18 protein-coding genes are annotated in these 21,072 nt (G+C 33.3%); 15 read left to right on the top strand and 3 right to left on the bottom strand.

The features are described from left to right. Positions 1 to 159: 159 nt before the first annotated feature. From JX287_RS01750 to pyrE, 9 genes are all read left to right on the top strand, one after another. Complete coding sequence (locus JX287_RS01750; protein ID WP_204641507.1) at positions 160 to 1,041, top strand: aspartate carbamoyltransferase catalytic subunit; 882 nt, start codon at positions 160 to 162, stop codon at positions 1,039 to 1,041. Positions 1,042 to 1,054: 13 nt separating this feature from the next. Then, positions 1,055 to 2,335: a dihydroorotase gene (locus tag JX287_RS01745; RefSeq protein ID WP_204641506.1), complete on the top strand. Its 1,281-nt coding sequence runs from the start codon at positions 1,055 to 1,057 to the stop codon at positions 2,333 to 2,335. A 31-nt stretch (positions 2,336 to 2,366) separates the two neighbouring features. Continuing rightward, entirely contained in the window at positions 2,367 to 3,461 is a 1,095-nt protein-coding gene (gene carA / locus JX287_RS01740) for a glutamine-hydrolyzing carbamoyl-phosphate synthase small subunit (protein WP_204641505.1), read from the top strand. Positions 3,462 to 3,506: 45 nt separating this feature from the next. Then, positions 3,507 to 6,683: a carbamoyl-phosphate synthase large subunit gene (carB, locus tag JX287_RS01735; protein ID WP_204641504.1), complete on the top strand. Its 3,177-nt coding sequence runs from the start codon at positions 3,507 to 3,509 to the stop codon at positions 6,681 to 6,683. Between the two features lie 10 nt (positions 6,684 to 6,693). Further along, on the top strand, positions 6,694 to 7,050 hold the full coding sequence (locus JX287_RS01730; RefSeq protein ID WP_204641503.1) for an Imm51 family immunity protein: 357 nt from the start codon (positions 6,694 to 6,696) through the stop codon (positions 7,048 to 7,050). Positions 7,051 to 7,159: 109 nt separating this feature from the next. Next, positions 7,160 to 7,924 (top strand): dihydroorotate dehydrogenase electron transfer subunit, encoded by a 765-nt coding sequence (locus JX287_RS01725; protein ID WP_204641502.1) that lies wholly within the window; start codon positions 7,160 to 7,162, stop codon positions 7,922 to 7,924. Positions 7,925 to 7,933: 9 nt separating this feature from the next. Then, a complete protein-coding gene (locus JX287_RS01720) occupies positions 7,934 to 8,848 on the top strand; it encodes a dihydroorotate dehydrogenase (protein WP_102170187.1) in 915 nt (304 codons plus the stop codon). Positions 8,849 to 8,862: 14 nt separating this feature from the next. Next, on the top strand, positions 8,863 to 9,561 hold the full coding sequence (gene pyrF, locus JX287_RS01715) for an orotidine-5'-phosphate decarboxylase (RefSeq protein ID WP_204641501.1): 699 nt from the start codon (positions 8,863 to 8,865) through the stop codon (positions 9,559 to 9,561). A 34-nt stretch (positions 9,562 to 9,595) separates the two neighbouring features. Beyond that, a complete protein-coding gene (gene pyrE, locus JX287_RS01710) occupies positions 9,596 to 10,210 on the top strand; it encodes an orotate phosphoribosyltransferase (protein ID WP_204641500.1) in 615 nt (204 codons plus the stop codon). A 344-nt stretch (positions 10,211 to 10,554) separates the two neighbouring features. Here the strand turns inward: pyrE and JX287_RS01705 are convergent, their stop codons facing one another. Next, complete coding sequence (locus JX287_RS01705; protein WP_204641499.1) at positions 10,555 to 11,484, bottom strand: Abi family protein; 930 nt, start codon at positions 11,482 to 11,484, stop codon at positions 10,555 to 10,557. Between the two features lie 618 nt (positions 11,485 to 12,102). Here JX287_RS01705 and JX287_RS01700 point away from each other — a divergent pair. Then, entirely contained in the window at positions 12,103 to 12,336 is a 234-nt protein-coding gene (locus JX287_RS01700) for a DUF1858 domain-containing protein (protein WP_204641498.1), read from the top strand. After that, on the top strand, positions 12,336 to 13,673 hold the full coding sequence (locus JX287_RS01695; RefSeq protein ID WP_204641497.1) for a DUF438 domain-containing protein: 1,338 nt from the start codon (positions 12,336 to 12,338) through the stop codon (positions 13,671 to 13,673). The genes JX287_RS01700 and JX287_RS01695 overlap by 1 nt, the downstream gene beginning before the upstream one ends. Positions 13,674 to 13,722: 49 nt before the next feature. On the opposite strand, the gene JX287_RS01690 is transcribed toward JX287_RS01695, so the two are convergent. Then, on the bottom strand, positions 13,723 to 15,045 hold the full coding sequence (locus JX287_RS01690; RefSeq protein WP_239650305.1) for a hypothetical protein: 1,323 nt from the start codon (positions 15,043 to 15,045) through the stop codon (positions 13,723 to 13,725). A 281-nt stretch (positions 15,046 to 15,326) separates the two neighbouring features. Further along, positions 15,327 to 16,070 (bottom strand): ABC transporter ATP-binding protein, encoded by a 744-nt coding sequence (locus JX287_RS01685; protein WP_204641495.1) that lies wholly within the window; start codon positions 16,068 to 16,070, stop codon positions 15,327 to 15,329. 432 nt (positions 16,071 to 16,502) lie between these two features. Here JX287_RS01685 and rpsL point away from each other — a divergent pair, with 432 nt between their 5' ends. The 4 genes from rpsL to tuf all read left to right on the top strand — a co-directional run bounded on the left by rpsL (position 16,503) and on the right by tuf (position 20,929). Continuing rightward, positions 16,503 to 16,922 carry a 30S ribosomal protein S12 gene (gene rpsL / locus JX287_RS01680; protein ID WP_003146927.1) on the top strand — a complete coding sequence of 140 codons (420 nt, stop codon included), beginning with the start codon at positions 16,503 to 16,505 and terminating at the stop codon, positions 16,920 to 16,922. Positions 16,923 to 16,971: 49 nt separating this feature from the next. Continuing rightward, positions 16,972 to 17,442, top strand: a complete 471-nt coding sequence (gene rpsG / locus JX287_RS01675; protein ID WP_003144697.1) for a 30S ribosomal protein S7 — start codon at positions 16,972 to 16,974, stop codon at positions 17,440 to 17,442. Positions 17,443 to 17,543: 101 nt separating this feature from the next. Then, on the top strand, positions 17,544 to 19,619 hold the full coding sequence (gene fusA, locus JX287_RS01670; RefSeq protein WP_204641494.1) for an elongation factor G: 2,076 nt from the start codon (positions 17,544 to 17,546) through the stop codon (positions 19,617 to 19,619). Positions 19,620 to 19,741: 122 nt separating this feature from the next. Beyond that, positions 19,742 to 20,929, top strand: a complete 1,188-nt coding sequence (gene tuf, locus JX287_RS01665) for an elongation factor Tu (RefSeq protein ID WP_048802541.1) — start codon at positions 19,742 to 19,744, stop codon at positions 20,927 to 20,929. Positions 20,930 to 21,072 lie beyond the last annotated feature (143 nt).

Raw genomic sequence — 21,072 nt, 5'->3', positions numbered from 1 at the left:
ACAAGGGATTGAATTTAAAGTTTATACTTTATTTGAGTATGGCTATATTTAGATATAACTATGCCCAGATAATAACTTGAATTTAATAGTTGATGAGCAGTCATACCTTGTAGCCAAATGGATACAAGGTATTTTTTTATACAAAATGGAGGAAGTACTATGAGAAATATAGTAAAAATGTCAGACTTAACAAATGAAGAAGTTTATCAGCTGATAGAAAGAGCTTTAGAGTTGAAAAATGGTAAGCAGGTAGAGCCAAGAGAAGATCTATATGTAGCGAACCTATTTTTTGAAAACTCAACTAGAACAAAACATAGTTTTGAGGTAGCTGAACATAAACATAGATTAAATGTTATAAACTTCGAGGCTTCAACTTCGTCAGTAAATAAAGGTGAAACTTTATATGATACTTGTAAAACGTTAGAAATGTTAGGTTGTAACATGTTGGTTATTAGACATGGTCAAGATGCTTACTACAATGAACTGACTAATTTAAATATTCCGATTTTAAGTGGAGGAGATGGTAGTGGAGAACATCCAAGCCAATGTTTACTTGACTTAATGACAATGTATGAGAAGTTCGGGACATTCGAAAATCTTAATGTTATTATTGCTGGAGATATTAAAAATTCTCGAGTAGCAAGAAGTAATTACAACATGCTTACTAGATTAGGAGCAAGGGTAAGATTTGTTTGTCCTGATATTTTCAAAGATGAGACACTTGGAGAAGTAGTAGACTTTGATAAAGTAGTTGGAGAAGTTGATGTTTGTATGTTGCTAAGAGTTCAACATGAAAGACATGACTCTAAGATGGGACTAAGTAAAGATGAATATCATAATAACTTTGGATTAACTAAAGAGCGCTATGAAAGATTAAAAGAATCTGCAATTGTGATGCATCCAGCCCCTGTTAATAGAGATATGGAAATAGCTTCAGAACTAGTTGAAGCGCCTAAATCGGTAATCTTTGAACAGATGAAAAACGGAATGTTCATGAGACAGGCAATGATAGAAAAAATAATTAAAGATAATAACTTATAAAGAGGAGAAGCATATGTTACTTTTAAAAAACGGTAAAATTTTAGAAAATGGTGTATTAGTAGAAAGAGATATTTTAGTTGATGATAAAAAAATCGTAAAAATCTCTGAGAACATCGAAGAAAGTGAGGCTAAGGTACTAGATTTAGAAGGGAAATTCATTTCACCAGGATTTATAGATGTTCACGTACACTGGAGAGAACCAGGATTTGAATATAAAGAAAACATTTATCATGCTTCAAGAGCAGCGGCTCGTGGTGGATTTACTACAGCAATGCCAATGCCAAATTTAAATCCAGTACCAGATAACTATGAGAACCTAAAATTACAACTAGATATTATCGAACGTGATTCAGTAATTAGAGCAATACCATTTGGAGCTATAACAAAAGGAGAAGAAGGAAAAGAATATGCTGATTTCGAAGAATTAGCTGAGCATGTGTTTGCCTTTAGTGATGATGGTAGAGGAGTACAGGATGCTAACATGATGTATGAATCTATGATGGTTGCTGCTAAATTAAATAAAGCAATCGTAGCTCACTGTGAAGATAACTCATTAATCCGCGGAGGATGCATGCACTGTGGACGTAGAAGTCGTGAATTAGACTTACCAGGAATTCCTTCAGTATGTGAAAGTGTTCAGATTGCACGTGACGTTCTTTTAGCTGAAGCAGCAGGATGTCACTACCACGTTTGTCACGTATCTACTAAAGAATCAGTAAGGGTAGTAAGAGAAGCGAAAGCAGCAGGAATTAAAGTAACTTGTGAAGTGTGTCCTCACCACCTTATTAGTGATGAAATGGATATCCCAGAAGATAACGGAATGTGGAAGATGAATCCACCGCTAAGAGCACGTGAAGACAGAAATGCACTTATCGCAGGTTTATTAGATGGAACAATCGACGTAATAGCGACAGACCACGCTCCACACGCTACTCATGAGAAAGACTTATCGATGAGAAAAGCTGCATTTGGAATTGTTGGAAGTGAAACAGCATTCAGCCAGCTTTATACGAAGTTTGTTAAAACTGGAGTATTCTCACTAGACTTACTAGTTAAGTTAATGACGGAAAAAGTTGCAGATACTTTCGACTTACCATATGGACGTTTAGAAGAAGGTGGTTTTGCAGATTTAGTAGTAATCGACTTAGAAAAATCACTAAAAATTGACCCGGAAAAATTCTTATCTAAAGGTAGAAACACACCGTACGTAGGAGAAGAAATTTATGGAATCCCAGTACTAACATTATGCGAAGGTCAAGTTGCATATAAAGATAGCGAAGTATTTGAAGTTTAAAAAATAAATAACTTAGAAAGAGAGAACAAAGATGTACAGTTACGATAGACAACTAATTTTAGAAGATGGAACAGTATATAAAGGATATGGATTCGGTGCTAACAAAGCACTAGCAGGAGAGGTAGTATTTAACACAGGTATGACAGGATATCAAGAAACACTATCAGATCCATCATACAATGGACAAATAGTAACATTCACTTATCCATTAATCGGAAACTACGGAATCAATAGAGATGACTTTGAAACAATTAATCCAAGTATTAAAGGACTTATTGTTAGGGAAGTTTGTAAAAAACCTTCTAACTTTAGAACAGAATACAGTTTAGATGAGGTGTTAAAAGAACTTAATATCCCAGGTATATCAGGAATTGATACACGTAGTTTAACAAGAAAAATAAGAGAACACGGAACAATTAAAGGAATAATCACAGACCTTTGCATGGATCCGGAAGAACAATTAGAAAATCTTAGAAAAACTGACTTACCAACGAATCAAATTGAACAAGTTTCAACGCCAAAAGCGTTCTTATCTTCAGGAAATGGATATAGAGTAGTACTAGTAGACTTTGGTATGAAATCAGGGATACTAAGAGAACTTAATGAACGTAATTGTGACATCGTTGTAGTACCTCATAATGTAACTGCTGCGGAAATTTTCAGACTTAACCCAGATGGAATTATGTTAAGTAATGGACCTGGGGATCCAGAAGATGTGCCAGAAACAATCGAAATGCTTAAAGAAGTTATGCCGAAAATCCCAGTTTTTGGAATTTGTATGGGGCATCAACTTATTGCACTAGCATCTGGGGCGAAAACATATAAACTTAAATTCGGGCACCGTGGAGCGAATCACCCAGTTAAAAACTTAATAACTGGAAAAGTTGATATTACTTCGCAAAACCATGGTTTCAGTGTAGATATCGACTCACTAAAAGATACAGATTTAGAGCTTACACACCTATCAGTAAATGATAAAACATGTGAAGGGGTACGACACAAAAAATACCCAGTATTTTCAGTACAATATCACCCAGAAGCATCACCAGGACCACACGATCCTAACTACTTATTCGATCAGTTTATAGATTATATGAGAGAATTTAAAGAAAAAAATAGGAAATAACCTGAGAAATTATATAGTACCGATGCAAAATTAAGGAGAATAAAAATGCCAAAACGTAATGATATAAAAACAATACTAGTAATAGGATCTGGACCAATTACAATAGGTCAAGCAGCAGAGTTTGACTATGCTGGAACTCAAGCATGTCTATCTTTAAGAGAAGAAGGGTATGAAGTTATCTTAGTCAACTCTAACCCAGCGACAATAATGACCGATAAAGAAATTGCAGATAAAGTTTATATGGAACCTTTAACTCTTGAGTTTGTAAGTAAAATTATCAGAAAAGAAAGACCTGATGCATTACTTCCAACATTAGGAGGACAAGTGGGGCTTAATCTTGCGGTAGAGCTGCACAAAAGTGGAATCTTAGATAAATACGGAGTTGAATTACTAGGAACGAAATTAAGTTCAATCGAACAAGCAGAGGATAGAGAATTATTCCGTAACCTAATGAATGAACTAAACGAACCAGTTCCAGAATCAGCAATTATTACAAATTTAGACGAAGCTAGGGATTTCGTTGCTGAAATAGGTTATCCAGTAATCGTTCGTCCTGCCTTCACTATGGGAGGAACAGGTGGTGGTATCTGTTACGATGAGAAAGATTTAGAAGAAATCGTAAGTAGTGGATTACACTATTCACCAGTTACTCAATGTTTATTAGAAAAATCTATCGCAGGATTTAAAGAAATTGAATACGAAGTAATGCGTGACTCTAATGATACAGCAATTGTTGTATGTAACATGGAAAACATTGACCCTGTTGGGATTCATACGGGAGACTCAGTAGTAGTAGCACCTTCTCAAACATTAACAGACAGAGAGTACCACATGCTACGTAATGTATCATTAAAAATTATTAGAGCTTTAAAAATCGAAGGTGGATGTAACGTACAACTTGCACTTGATCCAAATTCGTTTAAATACTATATTATCGAAGTTAACCCAAGGGTATCACGTTCATCAGCTTTAGCTTCTAAAGCAACAGGATATCCAATCGCGAAAATCGCAGCGAAAATTGCTGTGGGATTAACTCTTGATGAAATTATAAACCCAGTTACACAAAACTCATATGCTTGTTTCGAACCAACGCTTGACTATGTAGTAAGTAAAATTCCACGTTTCCCATTTGATAAATTTGAAAATGCAGATAGAAAACTAGGAACACAAATGAAAGCTACCGGTGAAGTAATGGCGATGGGTAGAACTTATGAAGAAAGTTTGCTAAAAGCTATTCGTTCACTAGAATATGGGGTGCACCACCTTGGGCTACCAAACGGAGATGATTTCACATTAGAAGAAATTATTGACAAGATTAAACAAGCTGGAGATGAAAGATTATTCTTTATCGGAGAAGCTTTAAGACGTGGACAAAGCACAAAAGATATTCACGATATTACAAAAATTGATATGTTCTTCTTAGAGAAAATGCAAAATATCATCGATATTGAGCATGAATTAAAAGACAATGTTGGAAATGTAGATTTACTAGAATATTCTAAAAAATATGGATTCTCTGATAAGGTAATTGCCCACAGATGGGGAGTGACAGAAGATGATATCTACAACCTTCGTCAAGAAAATAAAATAACTCCTGTATTCAAAATGGTTGATACATGTGCAGCTGAGTTTGTTTCAGAAACTCCATATTTCTACTCAAGTTATGAACAAGAGGAAGAATCAATCGTTAGCGATAAGAAAAAAATTGTTGTACTAGGATCTGGTCCTATCCGAATTGGACAAGGGGTAGAGTTCGACTACGCAACAGTACACGCGGTAATGGCGATTAAAGAAGCAGGTTATGAAGCAATCATTGTTAATAACAACCCAGAAACAGTTTCTACAGACTTTACAATCTCTGATAAACTATACTTTGAGCCACTAACTGAAGAAGATGTAATGGCGATAATTAATCATGAAAATCCATTAGGAGTTGTAGTGCAATTCGGTGGACAAACAGCGATTAACCTAGCGGCTAAATTAGAAAAACACGGTGTGAAAATTCTAGGTACTGCTTTAGAAGAAATCGATAATGCAGAAGATAGAGATAAATTTGAAGAATTATTACATAAACTAGAAATTCCGCAACCGCTTGGAAAAACTGCATTTGATGTAGAAACAGCGGTTAAGAATGCTGAAGAAATAGGATATCCTGTATTAGTAAGACCATCATATGTACTTGGTGGACGAGCTATGGAAATAGTTTATGAAGAATCTGAATTACGTCGTTATATGAAAACAGCGGTAAAACTTACGCCAGAACATCCAGTACTAACTGATAGATATTTAGTTGGTCGTGAGATAGAAGTAGATGCTATTAGTGATGGTGAAACAGTAATTATTCCAGGTATTATGGAACACATCGAAAGAGCTGGGGTTCACTCTGGAGACTCTATAGCAGTATATCCACCTCAAACATTAACAGAAGGTGAAAAAGCTAAGTTAATAGAATATACAATTAAATTAGCAAAAGGATTAAACATTGTAGGACTATTAAATATCCAATATGTAATCAGTAAAGGGGAAGTGTTTGTACTAGAAGTTAACCCTCGAAGCTCAAGAACTGTACCATTCTTAAGTAAAATTACAGGAGTTCCGATGGCGAAACTTGCAGCCGGAGCTATCATTGGAGAAACGCTAAAATCTAAAGGATATGAAACTGGGCTATTACCAGAAGCAGAGAATGTGTACACTAAAGTACCAGTGTTTAGTTTCCAAAAATTAAAAGATGTAGACACTACTCTTGGACCTGAGATGAAATCAACTGGAGAAGTAATGGGAAGTGATAGAACTCTAGAAAAATCACTTTACAAAGGACTTCTTGCAGCAGGAATCAAAGTAAGTGATCAAGGAAATATCTTATTCACAATTAGTGACGATGATAAAGAAGAAGCATTAAATATAGCAAAACGATTCTTCGACTTAGGATACAACTTATTAGCTACAGAAGGAACAGCTAAGTACTTAGATGAACACGGATTAAGAGTTACTCCAGTAGGAAAAATTAATCAAAGTGATTACAGTGTACTTGATGCTATATATAATGGAGATGTGGATGTAGTAGTAAATACTACTTCAAAAGATAAAGATGTAACAAAAGACGGATTTAAGATTCGCCGTGTAGCGAGTGAACAAGAGGTTGTATGTTTAACATCATTAGATACAGCAGATGCGCTACTAAAAGTTTTAGAATCAATCTCATTTGATATATTACCACTATAGGAGGAAAAGTATGGATTATGTAGAAATCTTGAAATATGGTAATAAAATTATTGTCACTTTTAATATTGAACATAATAAACCATTTAATATTGGTGAAAAAATGAATGAACTTTGTGAAGATGCTTATATGAATGGGTATAACTGGGGGGCATTTTTCAATTATTATCTTGGGAAAAATTATCCAGAAATATTAGAGGGGATAAATTTTGATTCAGAAGCAGGGATGTTTACAGCTTACTGCGATTATTCACCAGAAAATGAAATTAAAGCAGAAAAGTTCAAAGAAATAATAAGGGACTTAGTAGAAAATGAAGAGAAATTATATGAAGTTATAAAAGTAGAAGCTGCTAATATAGAGTGGGATTAATAGCTATAAAAATTTAATGAAAAGGGGAGAAAGTTAACTTGATAGATTTGATTTTATAAAATCAATATGTAAAGTTATCTTCTCCTTTTTCATGAGAAGGAGTGTGTAGATGGATACTTATTTAGCAACAGTAATCAGTAATGAACAAGTAGCAGATAAAATATTTAGAATTGAACTACAAGGAGATGTAGTTGAAGAAATGAATACACCAGGACAATTCGTAAATATTAAAGTTAGCAACAGCTATGAGTTTTTATTAAGAAGACCAATTTCAATTTGTGAAATTAATAAAGAAAAAAATACATTTGTCATGGTCTACAGAGCAGATGGAGCAGGTACTAAGAAAATATCTGAATTAGAAGCAGGTGATTTAGTAGATGTATTAGGACCATTAGGAAAAGGATATGATGTTTATACGCTAGAAAAAGGGCAAACTGCGTTGCTAGTAGGTGGAGGAATTGGAGTTCCACCGTTATATGAACTGGCAAAGCAATTTAGAAAACAAGGGGTAAACACTGTACATATTTTAGGTTTTAATAATGTGAAAGATGTGTTTTATGAAGAAAAATTTGCAGAGCTTGGTACAACTTATGTTGCTACAGCTGATGGAAGTTACGGAGAAAAAGGTTTTGTTACTGATGTTATAAAAAATTATGAAGTTGACTATGATAAGTATTATAGTTGTGGTCCATTTGCTATGTTAAAAGCATTAACTAAGATGGATGAAGAAAAGATGGGATATATTTCTTTAGAAGAGAGAATGGCTTGTGGAGTTGGAGCATGTTATGCATGTGTTTGTGAAAAAATCGATGGTTCGATCTCACGTGTATGTTACGATGGACCTGTTTATGATTCGAAAGAAATAGCATTATAGGAGGAATTTATGAGCGAAAGATTACGAGTAAAATTACCAGGATTAGATTTAAAAAATCCTGTAATGCCAGCATCAGGATGCTTTGCATTTGGTTTAGAATATGCTAACTTTTATGATCTAAGTAAACTTGGTGCAATCATGATTAAGGCAGCCACTAAAGAACCGCGTTTTGGAAATCCTACACCACGTGTCGCTGAAACTTCTAGTGGTATGTTAAATGCAATAGGATTACAAAATCCAGGAGTTCATGAAATATTAGAAACCAAATTAAAAGAATTAGAAAAATATGATGTTCCTATTATTGCTAATGTGGCAGGAAGTGAGATAGATGATTATGTCTATGTAGCGGAGCATATAAGTAAAGCGCCAAATGTTCATGCATTGGAATTAAATATATCTTGTCCAAATGTAAAACATGGTGGGATTCAGTTTGGAACAGATCCTGAAACAGCTAAAAACTTAACTAGAAAAGTTAAAGAAGTATCTAGCGTACCTGTTTATGTGAAACTTTCACCTAATGTTACCGATATTGTAGCCATGGCAAAAGCAGTTGAAGAAGGTGGAGCTGATGGTATTACAATGATAAATACTTTAGTAGGGGTAAGGTTAGATAAAAAGACTGGAAAACCAATTATAGCCAATGTAACGGGTGGATTATCAGGACCAGCAGTAAAACCTGTAGCTATAAGAATGGTTTATCAGGTGAGCCAAGCTGTAAACATTCCTATTATAGGTATGGGAGGAATTATGGATGAGTGGGATGTAATCGACTTTATCTCTGCTGGAGCGAGTGCAGTAGCTGTGGGAACAGCAAATTTTGCAGACCCATATGCTTGTCCAAAAATTATCGATAAGTTAGAAGCGGCACTTGATGAACTAGGTGTAGAACATATACTAGAACTTCGTGGTCGTGCATATAAATAAAAAGGAGAAATATTATGAATAAAGATGTAATAATAGCGTTAGACTTTCCAACTTTGGAAGATACTTTAAGTTTTTTAGAAAAATTTGGTGAAGAAAAATTATTTGTAAAAGTAGGGATGGAATTGTACCTACAAAATGGACCTGTTGTTATTGAAAAAATTAAAGAATTAGGACATAAGATATTCTTAGATCTTAAACTACATGATATTCCTAATACAGTTTATGGTGCAACAAAAGGATTAGCGAAATTCAAAGTTGATATTCTTACAGTACATGCTGCAGGAGGCTATGAAATGCTAAAAGCAGCAAAACGAGGAATGGTTGAAGGTGGTAGTGTAGACACTAATGTAATAGCAATAACACAATTAACTTCAACATCAGAAGAAGCGATGAAAGACGAGCAACTAATTGCTGTATCTTTAGAGGAAAGTGTCATAAATTATGCTAAACTAGCTAAAAAAGCAGAACTTGATGGAGTAGTTTCATCAGTTTGGGAAGCACGATTAATTAGAGAAAACTGTGGAGATAACTTCTTAAAAGTAACTCCAGGAATAAGATTAGAAACAGATGAAGTAGGAGATCAAAAACGTGTAGCAACTCCAACTGTTGCTAACGAAGAAGGAAGTACACATATCGTGGTTGGGCGTTCTATAACTAAATCAGAAAATCCACTTGAAGTTTATAAACTAATTAAAAGTCAATTCGTAAAATAATATTAAATATACAGCTAACATAAAGGAGAAGAACATGGCGTTAGAAAGAAAAATAGCAAAACACTTATTAGATATTGAAGCAGTAGCATTAAGACCAAATGATTATTTCACTTGGACATCTGGAATAAAATCACCAATTTACTGTGATAACAGAATTACAATGTCATACCCTGCGATTCGTCGTGAAATAGCAACTGGTATGAGTGAAGTAATTAAAGCCAAATTCCCAGAAGTAGAAGTAGTTGCTGGGACAGCGACAGCAGGTATTCCACACGCTGCATGGGTAAGTGAAGTACTAGACTTACCTATGATTTACGTGAGAGATTCGGCTAAAAAGCACGGGAAAACAAATCAAATCGAAGGTAGATTACTAGAAGGTCAAAAAGTTGTTATTATTGAAGACTTAATCTCAACTGGACTATCTTCATTAAAAGTTGCTAAAGCATTAGAGGAAGCTGGTGCAGTAGTTCTAGGAGTTGTGGCGATATTTAGTTACGAGCTTAAGAAAGCACAAGATGCCTTTGCAGCAGATAAAGTAGAGTACCACACATTAACTAACTATAACTACTTAATCGAAGAAGCGGTAGCAAGTGATTATATCAAACAAGAAGATGTAGAAAAACTTCTTGAGTGGAGAAATAATTTATAATAAAAGTTCTTTATCATATTGAGATTAGTTTCGAAGAAATAAAATTTATAAAGTAATATTAATGATGTAGCTTAGAGGAAAGTTTTAAGTTACATCTTTTTATATTGGCTCTTTGTCAAGTACGATTAATTTAGAAATATAGGAAGGTTAATATAATTTATTTCCATCAAAAATTAGAATTTTTTAAAGATATTCAAACAATTTGTGATTTCAAGTGAGGGTATAAAACATTGATATAGTAATGTTTGTGTAATCTCATGCTACTATATTTTTTAGTACAACAACTATTTATCCAAGTATTTTATATAATTTTAAGTACTGCTAATTATCTTCTTAGAGTTTTCCTATTTTAAATACAATTCACTGGGGAAACCTAACGAATCCAATACCTTAGTAGCATGATTTTTATTATCCATACTGTTATAAAATTTTTCTATCAGTAAAACTAATCGATCTTTTAAGTTAGTGTATTCGATAATGTTAAAAAAACATTTAAAAGTTAAAATTGTACTATATACTGTTTGTCTAGATTCTCTTTTGTCTTGATTATGTAATCCATTAATGTATTTTATGTTATTTTTACATTTAAAATTAATTAATCTATTGTTATGAGCTACCACATTTCTAATTTGTCTAATGTTTTCAAGTATAGATGAAAATACAGATACATCTAATCTAATAATTTTATCCTTAGAAGATAAGTTTTTATTTATATGATTTCTCACTATTCTATATTTCAATGTAGGAGTTAATGTATTATAAAAATATATACTTTGTCCTAAAGTTAAAAAGCTAGATAATACCCATAAAGGAACATCATTGTGGTTATTTATATAATGTTTGATAGCATTAGCTTTTTTATCATTACTGTAAAAATTAATTATATTTGTGTATGTACTAATTACACTAAATGCAGAAGATAAGTTTTTCTTATCATAGTTCCTTACATTTAAAAATGCATATTCTTCTTGATACTTGTTACAATATTCATAAATTAACATAGCCTTAAATATACTTTCTATTTCAGTAAGATATTCAAATAATATTTTCTTTAGTTCTCTATCTAGATTTTGTACCATAAGGATATTTTCAAAATAAGTATTATCTTCATAGCTATTAAAACTATTTATCATAAATTTACTGTAATTATTAATAAGGTTATAATAATTATTTTTTAATAATATTTCTCTTGCTTTTTCTTTATCTTTAAATTTTAAATTTCTTTTTTCTAATAAGTCAATTTGTTGATCTATTGTTCTAAAAGGTTTTCCCATATTTCTCACCTCTTTCATATAAAATAAAACACGGCTTACAAATAAATGTAAACCGTGCTTACGCTACTAGAAGTCCGCAGTACATTCTAGTGCTATACCTTATTTACATTCTAGCATTTTTTTTTAATATTTTCAAGCTATTTTTATTGATAATTTAAAGACAGTTTCCATATTTTCTTGACACACTTTGATATGGAATAGCATGGAAGTGATTCAAAAATCGTGATTTTGGAGAAACAAGATTTTGTAGAGTCAACCCCGCACAGTTCATTAGATATATAAAAAGTTTTTTCTAAAGCGAATTTAGATATCAATAAACCACTGCGTCTATGAGTATGAACTTTGTTAAATTTTAGGACTTTTTGGTCAGTTTCATTCTGATTAAAACTCTTTCTCTTTATGTTTATTATATTATATTTTTTAGTATAGTGTCTAGTTTTTAAGTGTGACTCTAAGTTAAATTAAAAGAAATAAAGTATATAAAGTATTATTAAAGATGTAGCTTAGATGAAAGTTTTAAGATACATCTTTTTATATTATCATTTTTAATTTGATAGCGATTATCAATGGCTTATGATATAATTATATTAATAATATAAGGTAGTGAGGTAATGAGAAATGGATAATATTATTGATGTGAGTATACCAGTTGCACAAGTTGTTGATAAACACCCAGAAGTGTTGGATATTTTAGTAGATTTAGGGTTTAAGCCTTTGGCTAATCCGATTATGAGAAATACTGTAGGTAGAAAGACTTCACTTAGAATGGGTTCGAAGCTAGCAGGAATTAAACTTGAAAAAATTATTGCTACATTAGAAGCTAACGGGTATGAAGTGGTAGGATTAGACTAATGGCTACAAAGAGAATTGAAGTTTTACGCGACATACTACTACGACTTCATAAAGGTGAATCTGCAGAATCTGTTCAAGATGAATTCAATGAGCATTTTTCTGGAGTATCTGCTATTGAGATATCTTTAATGGAGCATGAGCTTATGAATTCAGATTCTGGCGTAACTTTTGAAGATGTAATGAAGTTATGTAATGTACATGCTAATTTGTTTAAAGGTGCGATAAAAACTGTAGAAGTTGAAGATAGTGAGCATCCAGGACATCCAGTTCAAGTGTTTAAACAAGAAAATTTAGCTTTAAGAGCTGCAATTATTCGAGTTCGTCGAATTTTAGATAATTATGCTAATCTTGATGATGGTGAAACTAAAGAAGCAGTTTTAAAAGGATTACTTCGTCAGTTGCAATTATTAGGGCAATTTGATATTCATTATAAACGCAAAGAAGAACTTATGTTTCCTATAATGGAGAGATATGGACATGATGCACCACCTAAGGTTATGTGGGGTGTTGATGATGAAATAAGAGATTTGTTCAAACTTGCTAAAGAAGAAGCGGAAAAACTACCTAATGCAGAGATAACTGTCGTCAAAGAAAAGTTTGAAGTTTTTGTTAAAGAATTTGAGGAAATGATCTTTAAGGAAGAGTCGATTCTTCTGATGATATTATTAGAAACATTTACTCAAGACGATTGGTTAAGTATTGCTAAGGATAGCGATGCTTATGGTTATGCAATAATTCGACCTCAAGAAGAGTGGATACCTCATAGAGAAGATTTTGAAACGCAAATTACTAGCGTTGATAGTGAAGTAATAGAACCTACAGAAGGGGAATTAACGAAAGTAATACAAACTCCTGAAGGAGAGTTTACTATTACCTATAAACCGAAAGAAGTTAAAACAGAAACTTTCAATAGAGATACACCTCAGAAAATCGGAAATGGTTATCTATCATTAAATCAAATTGATTTGATATTAAATCATCTGCCAATGGAAATTACCTTTGTTAATAAAGACGAAGTTTTTCAATATTACAATGATCATTGTTCAGAAGAAGAGATGATATTCAAACGTACGCCAGGACAGGTAGGAAGAAATGTTGAACTATGTCATCCACCGAAGTATCTAGAGAAAGTTAAAACTATAATGAAGAACTTGAGCGATAGGAAAAAAGACAAGTATGAAATGTGGTTCAAATCCGAATCAAGAGGGAAGTTTGTTCATGTCACTTATGCAGGTGTTTATGATGAAAATGGTGAATTTCAAGGAGTATTAGAATACGTTCAGGATATAGCTCCTTATAGAGAAATAGACAGTGATTATTATAGGGGAATAGAATAATATAAAAGAGAGAGTGACTCAAAATCGATTTTTGAGTCACTCACACTGTTTATGAATATATTTTATCAAAAACATTTTTTCTTAATTTTCTTGTTGCAAAAATCAACAATATAATTAGTATTAGAGAATATATTATTCCTACTATATTTGCTGATGATGGAACCATAGCAATTAAGAAGAATGTCGCTACATTAAGTAGTACTAATAATAGAATAACTCCGAAAGCTAAAATAGTTAATAGGACTTGATTTATCGAACTACGATTAGCTAAATCTGTGATAGTGTTCCAGTTTAGATATAATTTTTTATAGTCGCTTGTATAACTATAGAATGAAAAGACAATACTTGAAATAATATAAGATATTATTGTTACAATTGCTAATAAGATTGGTGTTTTAGTTATAATTAACATCATAATCAGAGCAAATAATCCAAAGCTAAGTTGTAAACAAGTGGCGATTGCTAATTTAATTTTTAGGTATTTTTTGAAATCAAAAGGAAGAGATTTTAAAAAATAGTAATCTTGTTTTTCTAGTGATATTGCTATACTTGTAAAATTCATAGGATTGGAATTAATGTACAATGCTAATGTAAATCCTATAGTCATAGCTACTGGATAGAATATAGGTGGTAGTGTAATACCTCCGTGCTTTCTAATTTCTATAATCGGAATTACAAATATACCAAGTGTAATTATAAGATTAGTAAATACAGTTGTGGAAATTGTACTGTTTAACAATAGTTTTACATTTCTCTTAATTAGTTTAGAAAATAGTGTAGTTGGTGTACTATTAGTATTTTCTTTAATTTTTACAGCTTTAGAACTAGATGTGTATGTATTACCAGATATTCTATATAAGTCTTTCATATATTTTCTTATTACAAATATATATGTAGTAAAGAAAGAAATAAGTGCTAAGATAATAACTACTATTAAGTAAGTATAAGTCTTAGAAATATCTAATACGAGTATATTTAAAAATAAATCTCCTGAATAATCAGAATCAAAACTTTTAAAAGTATGAGCAAAATTAAATATGTATCCTGTGAAGAATATCAACGCAATTAATATTGTAGCTGCATTAACTTTCCCTTTATTCTTCTTAAAATTTGGGATATAAGTAATAAATGAAAGTAGTGTCATAATAGAACATATTAAAGTAATGATAAATGCAAAACTATATACTAATACGAAGAAAAATTTTTGAATTGAAAACTCTGCATTTAATCCAATAATCAAGTTTATAACTATTAAAGGAGTAAAATTACTAATAACTTGTGAAAGTAGAGTAAACAATTTACTAAAAAATATTTCAGAGCCTGTAACAGGTAAGTGAATAATTGCTAATGTATCATCACTTTCGTAAAACATATTGATAAAATTATTTAAAATCTGAATAAACACTAATAATAAAATAAAGAAAAGTATATTTCGATATCCCGGTCCAGAAAAGTTAAAACCACGAGAAAATATTGAAAATAAAAATAAAATATGTAAGAAATTGAAAAAATTCATCATTAATACATTTTTAAAAAGATTATGTCTTATATCGTTCTTTTCACTAAGTTTTTTTCTGTATTTTATTCTTTGAGGTGAAAAACTATAAAGAAGATTTGTTAAGAATAACTCTTTTATTACACTAAATCTCATATTTAATCACCACCTAAAATATTTGAATTTGAATTTTTTACTATATTAAGATAAATTTCTTCTAAATTATCTCCCTCAAATTGTTCTTTAAGCTCGTTAAGTGTACCGATAAAAACTAGTTTTCCTTTGCTGAGGATACCTATTCTATCGCACAGATGTTCAGCAACCTCCAAGACATGAGTAGAGAATAGAACACTATTTCCTTTAGAGGCATGTTCTTTCATCAAATTTTTCAAGTCAAATGCAGCTTGTGGATCTAATCCAGTCATCGGTTCATCCATAATCCAGAATTTAGGTTCTGATAATAATGCACCAATTACAAATACTTTTTGTCGCATACCGTGAGAAAAAGAACTAATTTCTTGATGCTCAACTCCTGCCATATTAAATAATTTGCAGTACCTATTAAGAATATCATCTCTTGTTTTATTATCGATTTCATATATGCTAGCGACTAAAGACCAATATTCAAAGGCTGATAATGTAAGAAACATATCAGGAGTATCGGGAACATAGCCAATTTGTTTTTTACATTCTAATCTATTATTTTTTAAAAGTAGGTCATTGAAGTAAATCTCTCCTGAAGTAGGTTCTAATATACTAACTAGAGATTTGATTGTAGTAGACTTACCAGCTCCGTTATGTCCGATAAGTCCGAATATTTCTCCATCATTGATTGTAAAACTTAAATCATCAACAGCACACTTTGTATCAAATTTTACGGTAAGATTTTTAATGTTTATCATAAGTATCCCTCCAATGTTATCTATAGCTATATTATACTTGAAATCGATTTATTCAACAAGAGGGATGGATAAATTATTTCTATAATTATGATAAAAGAAATATATATATAAAAACATAATTTTGTAGTTCGTATGTGGAACACCTGGAAAAGTTAGCTAAAACTCTATATATGATACACCTGGAAGTGTTTATTTATAAGTTGAAAATGATACACCTGGTTAAGTGTGAAAATAGAATGTGATAATGACAAGTAAAAAAGATATAAAAAAATTTTAAAAAAGTGTTGACAAGAAAAAATAAAAGTGGTATTATTTAGTACGTGAGTGTTACGGCACTCTGTGTAAAGCCACTAAGGCTTATAAAAAATTTAAAAATGTGATACACCTGGATAGGTGATTCACAAATAAACAGGGAAGGAGGAAATCAGGAAAATGCCAACTATTAACCAATTAGTTCGTAAACCTCGTAAATCAAAAGTATCGAAATCAGATTCACCAGCACTTAACAAAGGTTACAACTCTCAAAGAAAGAAAGAAACTAACATTTCTTCACCTCAAAAACGTGGAGTTTGTACTCGTGTTGGGACTATGACACCTAAAAAACCTAACTCAGCTTTACGTAAATATGCACGTGTTCGTTTATCAAACCAAATCGAAGTAACAGCATATATCCCAGGTATCGGACACAACCTACAAGAACACAGTGTTGTACTTATTCGTGGAGGACGTGTAAAAGACTTACCAGGGGTACGTTACCACATCATCCGTGGAGCTTTAGATACTGCAGGAGTTAACGACCGTAAACAAGGACGTTCACTATACGGTGCTAAAAAACCAAAAGAGAAAAAATAATATAAGATAAAAATTTGATAAAAAGAATTCGTGAAAGGAGGCAGACACTATGCCACGTAAAGGTCCAGTTGCAAAACGTGACGTTTTGCCAGATCCAATTTATAACTCAAAATTAGTTACAAAATTGATTAACAAATTAATGCTAGATGGGAAACGCGGTACAGCACAAAGAATTTTATATTCAGCGTTTGATTTAATTAAAGAAAAATCAGGACGTGATGCTATGGAAGTTTTCGAAGAAGCATTAAACAACATTATGCCAGTTCTTGAAGTTCGTGCTCGTCGTGTTGGTGGTTCTAACTACCAAGTACCAGTAGAAGTACGTGCTGAAAGAAGAACTACATTAGGTCTACGTTGGTTAGTTAACTATTCTCGTTTAAGAGGAGAAAAAACTATGGAACAACGTTTAGCTAATGAAATTTTAGACGCAGCAAATAACACTGGTTCAGCTGTTAAGAAACGTGAAGATACTCACAAAATGGCTGAAGCTAACAAAGCATTTGCTCACTATCGTTGGTAATTATAGGGTGAATATCAAGCTATTTTATAGCTTGAGTTTTTCACTATAAAAGACAAATTACTCAAAACATTTAAAAATTTATGAAAGGAGAAAATTGACTCATGACTAGAGCATTTTCTTTAAAAGATACTCGTAATATCGGTATCATGGCTCACATTGACGCAGGTAAAACAACTGCTACTGAGCGTATTCTGTTCTATACTGGGAAAATCCACAAAATCGGAGATACTCACGATGGTAACTCTCAAATGGACTGGATGGAACAAGAACAAGAACGTGGTATCACTATTACATCTGCTGCAACAACTGCTGAGTGGAAAAACCACCGTATCAACATCATCGATACACCGGGACACGTAGACTTTACAGTTGAGGTTGAACGTTCACTTCGTGTACTTGATGGATCAGTAGCAGTATTAGATGCGCAATCAGGTGTTGAACCACAAACAGAAACAGTTTGGCGTCAAGCTACAACTTATGGAGTTCCTCGTATTGTATTCGTTAACAAAATGGATAAAACAGGAGCTGACTTCCTATACTCTGTAGGAACAATCCACGACAGATTACAAGCTAACGCACACCCAATTCAACTTCCAATCGGAGCTGAAGATTTATTCGAAGGTGTAATCGACCTTGTTGAGATGAAAGCTATCTACAACGAAGGTAGCGTTGGGGAAAATCTTGTTGAAAAAGAAATCCCAGCTGAATACCAAGATCAAGCTGAAGAATACCGTGAAAAACTTATCGAAGCTGTTGCAGAATTCGATGAAGACTTCATGGAAAAATACTTAGGTGGAGAAGAAATTACAATTGACGAGCTTAAAGCTGCAATCCGTAAAGCTACTTTATCAGTAGAATTCTTCCCTGTAGTATGTGGATCAGCCTTCAAATATAAAGGGGTACAACCTATGTTAGATGCAGTAGTTGACTACTTACCATCTCCACTAGATGTACCAGCTATTAAAGGTATCGATCCAAACACTGATGAAGAAACAGAAAGACACTCTTCTGATGAAGAGCCATTCGCAGCCCTAGCTTTCAAAGTTATGACTGACCCATTCGTAGGGAAACTTACTTTCTTCCGTGTGTACTCAGGTATCTTATCATCTGGTTCATACGTTAAAAACTCAACTAAAGGTAAACGTGAACGTGTAGGACGTATCCTACAAATGCACGCTAACACTCGTAACGAAATCGCTGAAGTTTACGCTGGTGATATCGCTGCAGCTGTTGGTCTTAAAGATACTACTACTGGGGACACACTTTGTGACGAGAAAAACGAAGTTATTCTTGAATCAATGGAATTCCCAGAACCAGTTATCCAACTTTCTGTTGAACCAAAATCAAAAGCTGACCAAGATAAAATGGCTACAGCATTACAAAAACTACAAGAAGAAGACCCAACATTCCGTGCTGGAACTGACGAAGAAACTGGACAAGTTATCATCGCAGGTATGGGTGAGCTTCACTTAGACATCATCGTTGACCGTATGCGTCGTGAATTCAAAGTTGAATGTACAGTAGGTGCTCCAATGGTATCTTACCGTGAAACATTCAAACAAGCTGCACAAGTACAGGGTAAATTCACTCGTCAATCTGGTGGACGTGGACAATACGGGGACGTATGGATTGAGTTCACTCCAAATGAGCCAGGTGCAGGATTTGAATTCGAAAATGCTATCGTTGGTGGGGTAGTTCCACGTGAATACATCCCAGCAGTAGAAGCAGGATTAAAAGACTCTATGGCAAACGGGGTATTAGCTGGATACGAATTAATCGACGTTAAAGCTAAATTATTCGATGGATCATACCACGATGTCGATTCATCTGAAATGGCGTTCAAAGTTGCTGCATCATTAGCTCTTAAAGAAGCTGCTAAAAAATGTAACCCAGTAATCTTAGAACCAATCATGAAAGTTGAAGTTGTTATGCCTGAAGAATACTTAGGAGACATCATGGGAGATATCACTTCACGTCGTGGACGTGTTGAAGGTATGGAAGCTCGTGGTAACGCTCAAGTAGTAAGTGCTTCAGTACCATTATCTGAAATGTTCGGATATGCAACTTCTCTACGTTCTTCAACTCAAGGACGTGGTACTTACTCAATGGTATTCGATCATTACGAAGAAGTACCTAAATCAATTTCTGAAGAAATCATCAAAAAAAATAAAGGATAATAAAAATTATTCTTTATAGTTGCAATTTTTGTTGTAACATTATAAAATATAGTTATCATAGAATGCTATGTGACTAATTAAAAAAAATAAAATTTTATTAACTTGAAGGAGACATTTTTAAAATGGCAAAAGAAAAATTTGACCGTAGTAAAACACATGCTAACATTGGAACAATTGGTCACGTTGACCACGGTAAAACTACTTTAACAGCAGCTATCGCTACTGTATTAGCAAAAACTTATGGTGGAGAAGCTAAAGACTACGCTTCAATCGATAACGCACCAGAAGAAAGAGAACGTGGTATCACAATCAACACTTCTCACATCGAGTATGAAACTCCAAAACGTCACTACGCACACGTAGACTGCCCAGGACACGCTGACTATGTTAAAAACATGATCACTGGTGCTGCTCAAATGGACGGAGCTATCTTAGTAATCGCTGCTACAGATGGACCAATGGCTCAAACTCGTGAGCACATCCTATTATCTCGTAACGTTGGAGTACCAAAAATCGTTGTATTCTTAAACAAATGTGATATGGTTGATGACGAAGAGTTATTAGAATTAGTTGAAATGGAAGTTCGTGAACTATTATCTGAATACGGATTCGACGGAGATGAACTACCAGTAATCAAAGGTTCTGCTCTTAAAGCTCTTGAAGGAGACGCTGATGCAGAAAAAGCTATCATCGAATTAATGGAAACAGTTGACGAGTACATCCCAACTCCAGAACGTGATAACGCTAAACCATTCATGATGCCAGTTGAGGACGTATTCTCAATCACAGGTCGTGGTACAGTTGCTACTGGACGTGTTGAACGTGGACAAGTTAAAGTTGGAGACGTAGTAGAAATCGTTGGATTAACTGAAGAACCAGCTTCAACTACTGTAACAGGTGTTGAGATGTTCCGTAAATTATTAGATTACGCTGAAGCAGGAGATAACATCGGTGCATTATTACGTGGTGTTGCTCGTGAAGATATCGAACGTGGACAAGTTTTAGCAGCTCCTAAAACAATCACTCCACACACTCAATTCGTAGCTGACGTGTACGTATTATCTAAAGAAGAAGGTGGACGTCACACTCCATTCTTCACAAACTACCGTCCTCAATTCTACTTCCGTACTACTGACGTAACTGGTGTAGTTACTTTACCAGAAGGTACTGAAATGGTAATGCCTGGGGATAACGTATCAATCAATGTAGAACTTATTTCTCCAATCGCGATCGAAGAAGGAACTCGTTTCTCAATTCGTGAAGGTGGACGTACTGTAGGTTCAGGTGTTGTAACTTCAATCGTTAAATAATAATTGAATTGAAACACATAAAGCAAGGTGAATTTCACCTTGCTTTATGTGTTTCAATTCAATTATTATTTAACGATTGAAGTTACACCTGAACCTACAGTACGTCCACCTTCACGAATTGAGAAACGAGTTCCTTCTTCGAT

Origin of the sequence: Gemella haemolysans (assembly GCF_901873445.1) — a bacterium.
GTDB lineage: Bacteria > Bacillota > Bacilli > Staphylococcales > Gemellaceae > Gemella > Gemella haemolysans_C.
This window is presented reverse-complemented; position numbering and strand designations above follow the sequence as displayed.

Bases quoted from the DNA above. Each gene is read 5' to 3' on its own strand.
- JX287_RS01750 (WP_204641507.1), top strand. From the start codon at position 160: ATGAGAAATATAGTAAAAATGTCAGACTTAACAAATGAAGAAGTTTAT.
- JX287_RS01745 (WP_204641506.1), top strand. From the start codon at position 1,055: ATGTTACTTTTAAAAAACGGTAAAATTTTAGAAAATGGTGTATTAGTA.
- carA (WP_204641505.1), top strand. From the start codon at position 2,367: ATGTACAGTTACGATAGACAACTAATTTTAGAAGATGGAACAGTATAT.
- carB (WP_204641504.1), top strand. From the start codon at position 3,507: ATGCCAAAACGTAATGATATAAAAACAATACTAGTAATAGGATCTGGA.
- JX287_RS01730 (WP_204641503.1), top strand. From the start codon at position 6,694: ATGGATTATGTAGAAATCTTGAAATATGGTAATAAAATTATTGTCACT.
- JX287_RS01725 (WP_204641502.1), top strand. From the start codon at position 7,160: ATGGATACTTATTTAGCAACAGTAATCAGTAATGAACAAGTAGCAGAT.
- JX287_RS01720 (WP_102170187.1), top strand. From the start codon at position 7,934: ATGAGCGAAAGATTACGAGTAAAATTACCAGGATTAGATTTAAAAAAT.
- pyrF (WP_204641501.1), top strand. From the start codon at position 8,863: ATGAATAAAGATGTAATAATAGCGTTAGACTTTCCAACTTTGGAAGAT.
- pyrE (WP_204641500.1), top strand. From the start codon at position 9,596: ATGGCGTTAGAAAGAAAAATAGCAAAACACTTATTAGATATTGAAGCA.
- JX287_RS01705 (WP_204641499.1), bottom strand. From the start codon at position 11,484: ATGGGAAAACCTTTTAGAACAATAGATCAACAAATTGACTTATTAGAA.
- JX287_RS01700 (WP_204641498.1), top strand. From the start codon at position 12,103: ATGGATAATATTATTGATGTGAGTATACCAGTTGCACAAGTTGTTGAT.
- JX287_RS01695 (WP_204641497.1), top strand. From the start codon at position 12,336: ATGGCTACAAAGAGAATTGAAGTTTTACGCGACATACTACTACGACTT.
- JX287_RS01690 (WP_239650305.1), bottom strand. From the start codon at position 15,045: ATGTTTTACGAAAGTGATGATACATTAGCAATTATTCACTTACCTGTT.
- JX287_RS01685 (WP_204641495.1), bottom strand. From the start codon at position 16,070: ATGATAAACATTAAAAATCTTACCGTAAAATTTGATACAAAGTGTGCT.
- rpsL (WP_003146927.1), top strand. From the start codon at position 16,503: ATGCCAACTATTAACCAATTAGTTCGTAAACCTCGTAAATCAAAAGTA.
- rpsG (WP_003144697.1), top strand. From the start codon at position 16,972: ATGCCACGTAAAGGTCCAGTTGCAAAACGTGACGTTTTGCCAGATCCA.
- fusA (WP_204641494.1), top strand. From the start codon at position 17,544: ATGACTAGAGCATTTTCTTTAAAAGATACTCGTAATATCGGTATCATG.
- tuf (WP_048802541.1), top strand. From the start codon at position 19,742: ATGGCAAAAGAAAAATTTGACCGTAGTAAAACACATGCTAACATTGGA.